The 14,759-nt window shown below is 37.6% G+C and carries 13 protein-coding genes; all 13 read left to right on the forward strand.

All coding sequences use genetic code 11. The features are described 5' to 3' along the window. Nucleotides 1-415: 415 nt before the first annotated feature. The 13 genes from ACTND6_RS04525 (at nucleotide 416) to ACTND6_RS04585 (ending at nucleotide 14,750) form a co-directional block, all read left to right on the forward strand. On the forward strand, nucleotides 416-583 hold the full coding sequence (locus tag ACTND6_RS04525; RefSeq protein ID WP_441022445.1) for a helix-turn-helix domain-containing protein: 168 nt from the start codon (nucleotides 416-418) through the stop codon (nucleotides 581-583). A gap of 29 nt (nucleotides 584-612) precedes the next feature. Further along, nucleotides 613-951 (forward strand): sortase, encoded by a 339-nt coding sequence (locus ACTND6_RS04530; protein WP_441022443.1) that lies wholly within the window; start codon nucleotides 613-615, stop codon nucleotides 949-951. Nucleotides 952-1,349: 398 nt separating this feature from the next. Then, the gene (locus tag ACTND6_RS04535) at nucleotides 1,350-2,795 is read left to right on the forward strand and encodes a sugar transferase (protein ID WP_441022441.1); all 1,446 of its coding nucleotides are present in this window, start codon (nucleotides 1,350-1,352) and stop codon (nucleotides 2,793-2,795) included. A gap of 93 nt (nucleotides 2,796-2,888) precedes the next feature. Next, complete coding sequence (locus ACTND6_RS04540) at nucleotides 2,889-3,992, forward strand: glycosyltransferase family 4 protein (protein ID WP_441022439.1); 1,104 nt, start codon at nucleotides 2,889-2,891, stop codon at nucleotides 3,990-3,992. 292 nt (nucleotides 3,993-4,284) lie between these two features. After that, a complete protein-coding gene (locus ACTND6_RS04545) occupies nucleotides 4,285-5,484 on the forward strand; it encodes a glycosyltransferase (RefSeq protein ID WP_441022437.1) in 1,200 nt (399 codons plus the stop codon). A 17-nt stretch (nucleotides 5,485-5,501) separates the two neighbouring features. Then, entirely contained in the window at nucleotides 5,502-6,476 is a 975-nt protein-coding gene (locus ACTND6_RS04550) for a glycosyltransferase (protein ID WP_441022435.1), read from the forward strand. 152 nt (nucleotides 6,477-6,628) lie between these two features. Further along, on the forward strand, nucleotides 6,629-7,810 hold the full coding sequence (locus ACTND6_RS04555) for a radical SAM protein (RefSeq protein ID WP_055260470.1): 1,182 nt from the start codon (nucleotides 6,629-6,631) through the stop codon (nucleotides 7,808-7,810). Beyond that, on the forward strand, nucleotides 7,810-8,961 hold the full coding sequence (locus ACTND6_RS04560; protein ID WP_441022433.1) for a glycosyltransferase family 2 protein: 1,152 nt from the start codon (nucleotides 7,810-7,812) through the stop codon (nucleotides 8,959-8,961). The genes ACTND6_RS04555 and ACTND6_RS04560 overlap by 1 nt, the downstream gene beginning before the upstream one ends. Nucleotides 8,962-9,207: 246 nt before the next feature. Next, on the forward strand, nucleotides 9,208-9,771 hold the full coding sequence (locus tag ACTND6_RS04565; RefSeq protein ID WP_441022431.1) for an acyltransferase: 564 nt from the start codon (nucleotides 9,208-9,210) through the stop codon (nucleotides 9,769-9,771). Nucleotides 9,772-9,811: 40 nt separating this feature from the next. Next, nucleotides 9,812-10,960 carry a glycoside hydrolase family 99-like domain-containing protein gene (locus ACTND6_RS04570; RefSeq protein WP_441022429.1) on the forward strand — a complete coding sequence of 383 codons (1,149 nt, stop codon included), beginning with the start codon at nucleotides 9,812-9,814 and terminating at the stop codon, nucleotides 10,958-10,960. A gap of 34 nt (nucleotides 10,961-10,994) precedes the next feature. After that, on the forward strand, nucleotides 10,995-12,932 hold the full coding sequence (locus tag ACTND6_RS04575; protein WP_441022427.1) for a capsular polysaccharide synthesis protein: 1,938 nt from the start codon (nucleotides 10,995-10,997) through the stop codon (nucleotides 12,930-12,932). 29 nt (nucleotides 12,933-12,961) lie between these two features. Beyond that, the gene (locus tag ACTND6_RS04580; RefSeq protein WP_441022425.1) at nucleotides 12,962-13,561 is read left to right on the forward strand and encodes an acyltransferase; all 600 of its coding nucleotides are present in this window, start codon (nucleotides 12,962-12,964) and stop codon (nucleotides 13,559-13,561) included. Between the two features lies 1 nt (nucleotide 13,562). Next, nucleotides 13,563-14,750 (forward strand): O-antigen ligase family protein, encoded by a 1,188-nt coding sequence (locus tag ACTND6_RS04585; protein ID WP_441022423.1) that lies wholly within the window; start codon nucleotides 13,563-13,565, stop codon nucleotides 14,748-14,750. The last annotated feature ends 9 nt before the right edge of the window (nucleotides 14,751-14,759 follow it).

Genomic DNA, 14,759 nt, shown 5'->3' on the forward strand with positions numbered 1-14,759 from the left:
ATTCACAATCTCAATTCTACTCGGTTTCCGGGCCGATACTAAGCCGGAAGAGAAAGGAGATGTATATAGATTTGACTCAGCTGGATGAGCTAATTTATATATACCATATAACAATGAATAATATCCATTCATTGAATATCCTTTTTTTGTTCCTTATTTGTAAACAAATAAACTATACAGAAAATAAAAAGAAGAATATCGAATTGTTATTACGTATGCTGCTACTCTGACAGCAGATGCATTGATTGGTAAAGATGAATATCCCACTCCTCCAGAGCCACTTTGTCCGGTTTTGAGAGCCACCCATTCCGTAGAGAGAGCCATTTTTTTATTCCGGTAACAGAGCCACCTTCATATTATAAGATTATTTTGTGAATCCATATCCACAATGTCTTATGATTGGAGGTGCTTTTTTATGTATGACAATAAGACAATTATTAAACTTCATTTCGATGGAGTAAGTATTCGCCAGATTGCAGAACGGTCAAAAAAATCGAGAAACACAATTTCTCGGATTATTACTGCTGCTAAATCTGTAAATCTTACTCCTGAGCAACTGGATCATTATCTGATGATGAATTGATACTTCTCCTGTTTCCAAATAAAGAACTGATGCCTGTACTTAGTACATGGAGCTATGCGTTATTAAAGAAAGCACCATGTAGATATACAGGCAGTGTATATCTAGATAATATGGTGATTGCTGCACATAACTCGAAAGCACACTTTAAAAAGCTATCTCAACTAGAGAAAGGAGATATCATTACATTTACTGATGCTGTTGGAAATGAATTTTCATATGAAGTTGCTGGAATTGAAATACTGCAGCCTGGAGAAGTAGATGATATGACAAGTGGACAGTGGCCTTTAACATTGTTTACATGTACATATGGTGGTGCAAGTAGAGTAACAGTGCGATGTGAAAAGGAAAATGAATCTAACATTAAGTAATTTGATTGACTATCAAATTATTTGTGGTAAAACATTAGAGGTAAAATGAAGTTCTATCTCAAATGTAATGAAACGTTCCTATGATATTCCTCTAAAAAAATTGTAAAAAACAAATTTTTTGCTCTTCCTTTTATGAAAGGGTTTACACAAAATAAAACAGTTTTCTCAGATTTTGAAACATTGCAATCTTTTGCTGAAATTAAAGCAAAAAATTCATTTATTTGTATAAAAAAATATCAGAAATCTGCATAAATATGCTAAAAATCAATAGTTTTATCTATAATGTGCATTACGTGCAGCATGTTCAAAAATATCGTATATGTGAAAAACATACATATAATTTTGTAACATTAAAAAAAGGGAAAAATATCGTCGCTCATACGGTATTAGTTTTTGGAATGTACAGAAAAGATTCATTATCATGGATCAAGCATACGGATTTCATTATTGTTGATATTCTATGCTTGAATCTTTCTTATGTATTAGCATGTCTATTATGGCAGGGCATGAATCCTTATGGATCAAGATTATATCGTACTGTTATATTTGTATTAACATTAGCTGATTTCTTTATTGCGGTTTTATCAACAACATTTAAAAATGTATTGAAACGTGGAATTTATGTTGAATTTACTAAAACACTAAAACATACAATGGCGCTGTTATCTGTTGGATTGTTCTTCTTGTTTTTTATAAAAGTTTCAGCAAAATTTTCTAGAATAGTATATTTCAGTACATTTTTTTATTATGTCTTTATCACTTTTCTTGTGCGACTTGCATTAAAAAAGTATGTAATGAAACATGAAAATGAAGATGCTTTGCACTTATTTATTATCACGAATCATGATGTATGTGATGAAGTGATTGATAAAGTAAAAAGAAACTCTTTTTCAAAGTATTCTATCTGTGGTGTAGCAGTCATTGATCAAGATATGACTGGTGAAATCAGAGAAGGTGAAGAAATTACCGCAAATGCTGATGATGTTGCTGGTATTGTTGGTCAGAACTGGGTGGATGAAGTATTGATCGTTACACCACGTACTGCACCAATTGATTCTGAATTACTGAACGAACTTTTAGAAACTGGTGTTACGGTGCATTTGAATCTCTTGCCATTTTCTAAAGTTGATGGCAAGAAACAAATCGTTGAAAAGATTGCTTCGTATCCAGTTCTTACATTAACTATTAACTATGCATCTACATTACAGTTATGTATCAAAAGATGTATGGATATCCTGGCTGGTATTGTTGGATGTCTAGCAACAGTTATTATATTTATCTTTGTTGCACCTTGTATCTATATTGCTTCTCCTGGTCCAATCTTCTTTTCTCAGACGCGAGTTGGTCAGAATGGCAAGCAATTCAAAATGTATAAGTTTAGATCCATGTATCTTGATGCTGAAGAGCGGAAGAAAGATCTCATGGATCAAAACAAGGTAAGTGATGGAAGAATGTTCAAGATGGATTTTGATCCAAGAATCATTGGAAACAAGATTCTACCTGATGGAACGCATAAAACAGGTATTGGTGAATTCATTCGTAAAACATCCTTGGATGAATTCCCTCAATTCTTTAACGTATTAAAAGGTGATATGTCTCTTGTAGGTACAAGACCTCCTACCGTTGATGAAACAAAGCTATATGACTTACATCATTTTGCTAGATTAGCAATTAAACCTGGAATTACAGGCATGTGGCAAATCTCTGGTAGAAGTGATATTACTGATTTTGAAGAAGTTGTACGTTTAGATAAAGAATACATTGAAAACTGGAATCCTGGTTTAGATATCAAGATTCTACTCAAGACATTTGGTGTCGTATTAAACAAGAAAGGATCAATGTAATTGATTCTTATGAACTACTATAATTAACCTCTTTGAACAACTTGATCGTTGATACAAAGAGGTTTTTTATATTGTTTTCTAGGGGTGAAAATTGTGAATATTGTAATGTTTGGACAAAAACGTCTATCTCGTGAGGGTGGCGTTGAAATTGTCGTGAAAGAACTTTGTACAAGAATGGAGAAGCTTGGCAATCAAGTGACTTGCTTGAATCGTGGTGGTCATCATGTGAGTGGTGCGAAGTTTGACAGTAACAATGCATATGATGGAATTGTACAGAAGTCTGTTCCAACAATTGATAAAAAGGGACTAGCCGCAGTGAGTTCTTCATTCTTTGCTTCCTGGCTTGCAGCATTTGGAAAATATGATGTTGTTCATATTCATGCCGAAGGTCCAGCTTTTTTTGCATGGCTGCCAAAAGTTCTTGGTAAAAAAGTGATCGTGACAATTCATGGACTTGACTGGCAGAGAGAAAAATGGAAATCAGGATTTGGATCTAAATTTATTCGTCAAGGAGAAAGAAATGCGGTCAAGTATTCGGATGAAATCATTGTATTGAGTAAAGGTGTACAAGAGTATTTCTTATCGCAATACAATAGACAGACACATTTCATTCCAAATGGTGTGAATCGACCAGAAATCAAAGATGCTGATTTGATTCAACAATGGGGATTAGAAAAAGATTCCTATATCCTATTTCTTGGTCGATTAGTTCCAGAAAAGGGTATTCGTTATTTAATTGAAGCATACAAGAATATCCATACAGATAAGAAATTAGTCATTGCTGGTGGATCTAGTGATACAGATGCATTTGCTAATGAATTAAAAGAATCAGCAAAAGGTGATGATAGAATTATCTTTACTGGATTTGTACAAGGTCAGTTATTAGATGAATTGTATAGTAATGCATTCATCTATACATTACCTTCTGATTTAGAAGGCATGTCTCTTTCGTTACTGGAAGCAATGAGTTATGGAAACTGTTGTTTGACTTCAGATATTCCTGAATGTGCAGAAGTTGTTGAAGATAAGGCAGTGACTTTTAAGAAGAGTGATGTAAGTGATCTTAAAGAAAAGCTTGCATGGCTGTTAAGCCATGAAGATGTTGTACATACATATAAAGAGAATGCTGCTGATTTCATCTGTCATAAATATAGTTGGGATGATGTCGTAGAGAAGACAATGGAGTTGTATAAATGAAAGTATTGATGATTAATAATCTCCTCTAACCGAACGCAGGTAGTGAGATGTACATAGTGAAAACGTCTAAAAAATAGCGTATTTACGGAACTTTTTGAGAAATGGATAGAGCTGCGAGTGCAGTTTTTATCTCACTACCTAGGTTCAGTAACAGCAGATGATTTTATCATAAGAACTTTCAGTATCACTACCTGCGTTTGTATGGAGCACTCTGGTTTATGAACAACACATTGGAAGTGCTTCATCTGAACAGAGGTAGTGAAATAGAACATAAAATAAGGAGAAATTTAACGTGAGGACGCTGATTTTGAATAAATTTCTGCACCGAAACGGCGGAAGTGAGACGTATATATTCAAATTGGGTGAGGCACTGGAGCAGCACGGACACGAGGTTCAGTACTTTGGTATGGAGCATGAAGGTCGCTGCGTGGGCAACCGGGTCAATGCTTATACATCAGATATGGATTTCCACGGTGGTAGCAAACTGAGCAAGCTGACCTACCCGATCAAGACCATCTACAGCAAGGAAGCAAGAGTGCAGCTGCGGAAAGTTCTGGACGACTTCAAGCCGGATGTCTGTCACCTGAACAATTTTAACTACCAGCTGACACCTTCCATCATTCTGGAAATCGTGAAGTGGCGCAAGGAGACCGGAAGGGATTGTAAGATCATCTTCACGGCACATGACTACCAGCTGGTCTGCCCGAACCACATGCTGAACAATCCGAACACCCACCAGAACTGTGAGAAGTGCCTCGGTGGCCATTTCGTGAACTGCATGAAAGGCAAGTGCATCCACGGTTCCACGGCGAAATCTGTCATCGGCATGATGGAGGCTGAGTTCTGGAAGTGGAAAGGTACCTATAAGTACATTGACACCATGATCTGTTGCTCCGAGTTCATGAAGAGCAAGATGGACAGCAACCTGCTGTTTGCGACAAAGACTGTGGCAATGCATAACTTCATCGACAAGGTGGAGTGGAAAGAGACTCCGAAGAAGGATTACGTCCTCTACTTCGGCCGCTTCTCTGAGGAGAAGGGCATCGGCACACTCATCAAGGTCTGTAAGGAGCTGCCGGATGTGCAGTTCATCTTCGCCGGCACTGGTCCGTTGGAAGAGACAGTAAATGGTATTAAGAACATCAAGAACGTTGGCTTCCAGAAAGGCGAGGCACTGGAGAAGCTGATCCGTGAGGCACGGTTCTCCATTTACCCTTCTGAGTGGTATGAGAACTGCCCATTCTCCGTGATGGAATCCCAGATGTACGGCACGCCGGTACTGGGAGCGAACATCGGCGGCATCCCGGAACTGATTCAGGTTGGCAAGACCGGCGAGTTGTTTGAGAGCGGTAATGCCGAAGATCTGAAGAAGAAGATCGAGAAGCTCTGGGGTGATAAGAAGCTGTGTGCGGAGTACAGTGCGAACTGTAAGGACATCAGCTTCGATACCATCGATGAGTATTACGAGAAAATTATGAAGGTGTATCAGTAAGAGAGGAGGACAGGCCGATGGTTTATATGTTTGTAGAAAATCCATTCGAAAAGAGAAACTTGGATTTTTTAAGAAACGATAGAACTAGAAAGATTGAAGTAATAGCCCCTTCTCAAAAATGTAATTCAAAAAAGGATATATTTAATGCGTGCAAGGAAATACTGCGTCAAACCAATCAAGATGATTTAGTGATTTTTTGGTATGACTTTATTGGAGTTGTATTTTGGTGGATGTGTTTTTTACTCCGAAAGAGCCGAAATGTGATAATTATAAATGTATTATTGAAGGATAAAAAGTCGTTTAAAAATAAATTTGCAAAGTTTTTATACAAACTAATGCTGAAATCAAAAAAGGTTCAGGCGACTGTAACCTCTAAGAAGTACGGTGAGCATCTGAATGAAATGCTTGGAATCCAGAAACAGTACACATTGTTGCATGACATTTATCGCGACGGTTATAGTATTGACTATAAAGGTAAAGTTAATTCAAATACTGTATTTTGTGGTGGCCGAAATGGTCGTGACTGGGATTTCTTGATTCAAATTGCACAGGTGATGCCAGAAGTGACATTCAACTGTGTTATGCCGAAGGATAAGTTTGAAGAGTACAAAGAGAACTTCGGCAAAAATATGGCGGTGAAGTCGGATATTCCTGAGCAGGAATTCCTTGAGTTTATGTGTCAGTCACAGTTGGTAGTTACGCCGTTGGATACGGAGGCACCGGCTGGATTGATTGCTTTTTACCAGGCGGCCGCCAATGGAAAGATGGCAATTACGTCGGATACGGTAACTACACAGGAGTATTTCGCCGATGGCAGAGGTGCTTTGTGTGGCAGAGATATTGAAGACTGGAAAAATACAATCCAGTATTACTTGCAGCATAGAGAAGAAGCTGATGCTAGTGCGGCAAAGTTTAAGGATTTCCTTGAGAGCGAGTGCTCTGAGAAAAAGTATGCCGAAACACTGTGGGGGATGCTTGCGGAACACCGGTAACACTTATATTTGAAAAATTGGTCTGCTGGCATATATCTTCACAGCTGTTGCAGTCATCTGCGGCTCGGTTGTGTTCTCGGTATGTGATAAGTGGTTCTTAAATAAAATCGAAACATTCTTAAAAGAGAGAGTAAACAATAGGAGAGTTAATCATGTCTGAAGAAAAGAAGTTAAATGGTACGGTCATTGTTACTTATCGTTGCAACGCTCGTTGCTCCATGTGCAACCGTTATAAGGCACCTTCCAAGCCGGAAGAGGAAATCAGCATTGAAACCATCAAGAAGCTGCCGAAGATGTATTTTACCAACATCACCGGTGGTGAGCCGTTCATCCGCACTGACCTGAAGGATATCGTGCGTGAGCTGTACAAGAAGTCTGACCGTATCGTTATTTCCACGAACGGTTTCTTCACTGACCGTATCGTTGACCTGTGCAAGGAGTTCCCGCAGATCGGTATTCGTATCTCAATCGAGGGCCTGGAGCAGACCAACAATGAGATTCGTGGCCTGCAGAATGGCTACCAGCGTGGTTACGGCACGCTGAAGAAGCTGCGTGAAATGGGCATGAAGGACGTTGGTTTCGGTATGACCGTTCAGGACAAGAATGCTCCTGATCTGGTACCTCTGTACAAGATCTCTGACGAGATGGGTATGGAGTTTGCAACTGCTTCTCTGCACAACAGCTTCTACTTCGTTGAGGCTAAGAACATCATTCACGACCGTCCGATGGTTGCAAAGAATTTCGAGAACCTGGTCAATGAACTGCTCCGTAGCAATAGCCCGAAGAAGTGGTTCCGCGCGTACTTCAACCACGGCCTGATCAACTACATCTATGGCCAGAAGCGTCTGCTGCCTTGCGACATGAGCTTTGATACCTTCTTCATCGATCCGTATGGCGATGTTATGCCGTGCAACGGTACCAAGGACAAAGAGGTCATGGGCAACCTGAACAATCAGACCTGGGATGAGCTGTGGAACAGCCCGGAAGCAGAGAAAGTTCGTGCAAAGGTACGTTGCTGCGACCGTGACTGCTGGATGATCGGTAGTGTAAGTCCTGCTATGCACAAGTACATTTGGAAGCCTGCTACCTGGGTTCTGGTTCACAAGTTCAAGGCTCTGTTCACCAAGCATCCGTACAGCATGTACGAGCTGAAGATCTGCCGTGACTACCGCGATGGCAAAGTTACCAAAGAGGAGCTGGATAAGTGCAGCACCTGCGATATGAACTGTGTGATCAACAACGGTCTGAGTGAGGCGAGCAAGGAGCAGTTGAAGCATAAGACCGGCGAAGAAATCGTGGATGCTGATATTGCACAGCAGATGGAGACGAAGTAATGAATAAAAGGAAAATCATTAAAAAAGGTATATATGTAGGAGCAAGTGCGATGTCTGCATTGGTTCCAAACAGACATATAAAAGTTCCCGGTAGAAAGTCGAATCTTGAATTATTATATTCATTTTCAAAAGATCATCCTATTTATACAGAGGATACCTTTCACGATGAACTGGTGCTTAAAAGTGTGGATGTTAGTATAGTTATTCCATTTTATTGTGCAAAACAGAAATATATAGAGGATTGCTTATATTCTTTAATAAACCAGAATACAAGATTTTCTTATACAATTATTTGCGTAGACGATGGATCGAAAGACGATACTTTGCAACGCTTAACAAAAATTGCAGAAAAGTATCCTGATAAAGTGTATGTTTATCATCAGGAAAATGCAGGCATATCATGTGCAAGAAATAAGGGAATACAAATTGCAAATTCAACCTATATAGGTTTTGTTGATCAGGATGATTGGGTAGAACCCTCATATATTGAAAGACTTATTAGTATAGCAGTTAAAAGGAATGCGGATGTTGTAAAATGCTCTCATAAAGTTGTTGATAATCAGGAGATTCTGAGTGAATACTTAATACCAGACACTATTATTAATGGAAAAAAAGATAGTACAATCCTGCAATACTCAGGAATGATTTGGGGTGGGTTTTATAACAGAGATATTCTAAAGAAAGTTCGTTTTCCAGAAAAATACTGGTATGAAGATATGATAGCACGAAATCTTTTATATCGGTGTGCAGAGAGATTTGTGAGTATTTCAGATGTGCTTTATGTCAAACGAAAACATAAAGAAAATGCAAGTAAAATTTTATGGAATGGGAAAAACAACAAGTGCTATGATCATCTCTATCTATTTAAACATATTTTAGAAGAAAATACGAAGCTTGGATTGGATAATAATCTTGTTTTAAAGAAAAGTATTCTTCATGAGATGGGACAGTACCTTATGTGGAGAACAAGGGGACAGGATAGTCGTGCGAGAAAGATAGCATTTGTAGAAGCTTGTTATGTAGTGAAAGAATATATAGAGTCGGATGAAGGCTTAGATAAAATAGAAAAAGAGTATTATGGTTGCTTTGAAAGATTTGACTATACAAAATGGCTACTATATTCTTGGAAAGACTGGGCATTAACAGAATAAATCACTGGATAGAAAAGCAACTGGGTATATCTTCGATTATTACGTAGTCACTGGAGTTTCAGTTAAAGTATTATTGAAATATAGTTCTGCCCTGATAGTGGGTGATCGAAAATGCTGTGTTTCATGCAGTACTGAGACTTGGAATTAGCTTTGTAGGCTAGATTATAGTTGCGTGGATTATGAAGAAAGCGAAGTGAACGGAGTTTTCTTGTACCCGAACAAGCTTTTGAGGAAGGAAAGACAGATATGAATATAAAAGCTCATATAAAGCATTTTTTTGGATGGCTACACTGCATGAAAAATAGTGTTAGCTATCGGGAGGGGGTATACATTGGGAAAGAAGTTCATTTCGCCAATGGTGCAAATATTAAATTTGGAAAGAATGTATCGGTAAGGCCCTATTGTGATTTGTTCGCAAGTGAAGTATTTGAAGTGGGAGATAATTGTGACATTGGCACAAGAAATCGAATTGCTGGAAATGTAATTATAGAAGATAATGTCCTTTTGGGCCCAGACAACTTTATTTGTTCTTATACCCATACCTTTGAGAATCCTAATATGCCTATTATGAACCAAAAAGAAGTACATATCAATAAGAATGGTCATGAAGAATTAAAAATTGGAAATGGAAGTTGGATTGGAACCCACGTAGCAATAATTGGTGATGTACACATCGGAAAGCATTGTGTTATCGGAGCCAATTCGGTGGTTACTAAAGAAGTGCCTGCCTTTTGTGTAGTCGCTGGAATTCCAGCAAAAGTAATAAAAAGATACAATTCTGAGACACAGCAGTGGGAAAACGTTAAATAAAAATGCCGTGCTTGTGTGCGGCTTACTAAAGGAGATTAAAATGGAAAGCACGAAAAAAGCACGAGTGATTGCATTGTATCTGCCGCAATATCACCCAGTGGCTGAAAATGATAAATACTGGGGAAAGGGATTCACCGAGTGGACGAATGTGGCTAAGGCAAAGCCTTTATTTAAAGGACACTATCAGCCCAGAATTCCTGCAGACTTGGGATTTTATGATTTGAGATTACCTCAGGTGAGAAAAGCGCAGGCTGAACTGGCGAAGGAAGCCGGTATTGAGGGTTTTTGCTATTGGCATTATTGGTTTGGCAATGGAAAAGAAGTTCTTCAAATGCCTTTTGATGAAGTAGTGAAGAGTGGAGAGCCTGATTTCCCGTTTTGCTTAGGCTGGGCACTCCATGACTGGACAACGAAAACATGGGAAAAGGGCTCTTCTATTGCAAAGGATACAATGATTTTTAAACAGGAATTTCCGGGAGAAGAAGATGATATAAAACATTTTTATCGACTATTAGCTGCATTTAAAGATAAACGCTACATTAAGGTTGATGGTAAGTTGCTGTTTTCTATCCTTGTACCGAGAGCAATGCCGGAACCGAAACGATTTATGGATTTGTGGAATCGTCTCGCAAAGGAAAATGGACTGCCGGGATTCCATTTTGTTGGAATAATTGATTCAATGCCAACTATTACGAAAGATAACATTAAAAATATCGATAAAGCAGTCGATGAGAATATTTCGGAAGTTAAAGCCTTAGGCTTTGATGCAGTCGGTACTACAGATCAGAAATATGCAGAATTAAAAACTGGTGGTAAGTTTAGAAAAGTATGCTTTGCGGTAGTTAGAAAACTATTTCCGGGAGCGTTGTTAGATAAATTTGATTACAGCAAAATTATTGATAATTTCTATTCTCCGTCTGATAGAAGAGATGATGTTTATCCGCAACTTCTTGCAGGTTGGGATCGTTCTCCAAGGTCTGGAAGAAAAGCAATTATTTATTACAACAACACACCGGAAACCTTTGAAAAGGCAGCAAAAAAAGCGGTTGAGTGTGTTGAAAATAAAGCACCGGAGCATCGGATTGTATTTTTAAACTCTTGGAACGAATGGGGCGAAGGTGCTTACATGGAACCCGATTTGAAGTACGGAAAAGGGAAAATTAGAACATTAAATAAAACTTTAAAGTAAAATGATTACGCTACAAACAGGAGGAGAAAGTGAAATGAAGGATGTCTTAGTGTCAATAGTTGTTCCCATATATAATCAGGAAAGGTATTTACACACGAGTATTCCCTGTTTGATGGAGCAGTCATACAAAAATATCGAAATTATACTTGTTAATGATGGATCGACAGATAGCAGCAAGAAGATTATTGAAAACTACAGTAAAGTCGATAAAAGAATATGTTGCATTGATAAAAAAAATGGGGGTTTGGTCGATGCAACTATTGCAGGAATTCAAGCATCGCGTGGACGCTATATCGCTTTCTTGGATCCAGATGATCGTGTAGGAAAAGATTTTATTTCTCGATTTATAGATGAACTAGACCAAGATTATGATTTTCTGGCCAGTGGATTTTATTATGATAACTGCGGTAGCTTAAAACCGTATTTTATTAGCAATACGGTTGTCTATGAAGGTAACGCCCTTAGGGAATTGAGAGATACTTATTTGTACTCTGAGAAGAGCGGAAGAGTTTCACAACAAGTTTTCTTTGCACGGTGGAATAAGTTGTATAAGGCTGAGACGGTAAAAACGGCGATAGAGACATTTGAACAATGTAAGGGGATAACATTAGGAGAGGATACGATTTTCACTTTCTTGGTGTTGATGCAAAGTAAAAAGGGAAAAAGCATTCAAGGCGTTAATTCGTATTACTACAATATTGGAAATCAGAACTCGATGATGAAAAGCAAAGACATCAGTGGGTATTTGAAAAAAGCAAATAAAGCGTATACAACATATGCGGAGATATTAACGGATAACGGAGGAAAAGTTAATAACGCATTGGTATTATATTTCTTCCTGATTGAATCTCTTTATACCGGCTTAAATAATAACCTTGATAAATTTAGGAAACTGTATAGAACTTTGAAAAATGATGACGTATATGCAGCAGCTTTAAAGTATATTTTCCACACGACATCAAGTTCAAGGCAAAAGGTATCGCTTGCAATGAGATTGTACTGTCCGTTTTCGTCCATGTACCTCTTCGCAATGAATAATTGTGTGACTGGACTGAAAAATATCCGCAATTATGCAAGAGAATCAAAGACGTTTATTCGAGACTGCAACCGTGTTGGATTAAAAAAGGGAATATATTTGGCTAAATTCAGAAAGCAACGTAGAACAGCATTCACAGATATAAATGCACTAATGCCAGAGATGGATTCTAGGATTTCTTCGATTATAAGTGACTTGAAGTTAAAGCCTGAACAGGAAACTGTAGAGCAGAATATTTTTGTGTTCTGGTGGGACGGGTTTGAAAAGGCACCAAGTGTTGTGAAAAAATGCATAAAGTCGGTTGAAGACAATTATAGTGGTTTTAATGTAATACGGATTTCAAAAGATAACTATAAAAATTATACAGATATTGATCCGATGGTGCTAGAAGGGTTTGAAGCCGGAAAAATATCAGTACAGACTTTTTCAGATATTCTTAGATTTAATCTGTTAAAGAATAACGGTGGCATGTGGATTGATGCAACTATCTTTTTTGTGAATAACTACGATTTGATTGGGAGACTTGGAGAGAATCAGTCATTTAATACACTTGAATTTGCAAGTAGTAGAGAATTTTTAAACTATAAGGGGGTTGCTTGTTCCTGGTCTGGATTTTTTATTGCATCGAAAAAGAATGGCTTGTTTGTAAGAACAATGGATGCAATTTTTAGAGAATACTATAAAAAATATGGCACTTACACATTATATTTCTTCATTGATGCTGCATTTATGACTTGCAAAATTAATGGCGTAGATGATGATGTATTGATGAAGAGTCAAAAGTGTGACGGTGATATGTTTTTGCTTTCTAAAGTGGGAAATTATCCGTATAACGAAGCATGTATGACTGAAATTGGAAAACTTCCACAGAAACTTGCGTGGAATATAGAGTTATCTAAAAACGAGAGAACTTTTTATACAGTGTTGTTGAATTAATATTTTAATCCTGAAAGGGACAGGTGAGTATGGGAGTATTAAAATATATTTTTCATCCTAGTAGAATTATAAAAATCGTTGAATGGGCTCAGATGAAGAGAAAATTCAAATCAGTAGGAGAAAATTGCAAAATTGGGTTAAATTTTTCAATTGTAGGGCCAGAAGATATCACTATAGGAAATAATTTTGTCGGCGGTGACAATATTTCTTTGTGGGCTTGGGAAAGCTATAATGGGAGAAAAAGAAGTCAGAGGCCGAACCTAATTATTGGAGATAAAGTGACGGTCACAAGTAATTGTGTAATCACATGTGCGAATAAAGTGACAATCGGAGATGGGACTTTATTGGGCAGAGGAACGTTTATTACTGATAATAGCCACGGAAAGAATGAAAGTGTTGAAGAGCTAAGGATTCTGCCTAACAATAGAGAATTGTATAGTAAAGGACCAGTAAACATAGGGAAAAATGTATGGACAGGTACAAATGTTTGCATTATGCCAGGAGTGTCGATTGGTGATGGTGCGATAATTGGAGCCAATTCAGTAGTAACTCATGATGTGCCAGCCGAAAGTGTTGCGGTTGGTGCGCCAGCAAGAGTAGTTAGGAGTTTAGGAAGTGATAAGGTATAGTATGAAAATAAGAAAAGACAGTGCTCTATTTTTTGCATTAACACTTCCATTATTTAAACCACTATCAATGGATTTCTTTCCGGTTACGAGTTCATTTTATTCGATCCTTTCCATAGTCACTTTTGTATATGTATTGTTGGAAACCATAAAGAATAAAATAAAAATTCATTTGGTAACGCAGTGCATGATTTTATTAGAAATAATTATTTTTATTAGTACTGCTATTAATTCTGGAAGTATGAGAAATGCAGTAGACAATGCAATCTTAATAGTGTATGCTGCAATTTTTATTAATTATTGTGCTGAAAAAGGACGAATGCTTTTGCTGATTAAAAGCACGATGCTACATTTAGAGTTATGTACATATATAAATCTGGTTACAGTGATAGTGAAGCCAGATGGATTTTTTACAAGAACTATATCTGCTTATGGGAAAACGCAGGAATGGTTTTTGGGCTCTGATCATTACTTTGTAGTATGGGCGATACCGGCATTTTTAATAGCAACACTCTATTGTGAACTTACAGGAGATAAAAAAAGAAGTTGTTTTCTTATTTGCGCAACCATTGTTACCCAATTTATAAAAGGATCATCAACGGGTTTGGTAGGAGTTCTTATTTTTTTATTGTGGTTGGTAATTCCAATTATTCGTAAGGTTATGACCCCATTTAGATGTTTAATTGTGGCAATAGTATTGTTCGTTTCGATCGTTTATCTACGAAATTCAGATTTCCTAGAACCTATTATTGTAGGAATGCTAGGAAAAGATATGACTTTTACAAATCGATTGGAAATATGGGATAATTCTATTAAAGCAATTGGAAATAAACCCTTGCTAGGCTATGGAATTCTCTATACAGATGCTGTGATTGGATTACTTGGTCGAACAGAAAGCGGTTTTATTTGGAGAGGTGCAACGCACTGCCATAACCAATTTCTGCAGATTGGTTTAATGTCTGGAATTATTGGTTTGGTAGCATATATTGCGGCAATTGTTATGGCATTTTGGGGATGTAGAAGTTGTGATAATAAAAGAATGGGACAAGTAGCAACAATATGTTTGTTTATTTTTTGTGTAATTAGCATAACAGAAGTATACCAATATCCGCAAATGTATATGCTGTTCATATTACCGTGCTACTTAAATAATGTAGAGCTGTATACTATGAGCGATGTGCTAGAGAGATGAGCCAAATAG

The organism is Bulleidia sp. HCP3S3_C9 (assembly GCF_052064035.1).
Taxonomy (GTDB): domain Bacteria; phylum Bacillota_I; class Bacilli_A; order Erysipelotrichales; family Erysipelotrichaceae; genus Bulleidia.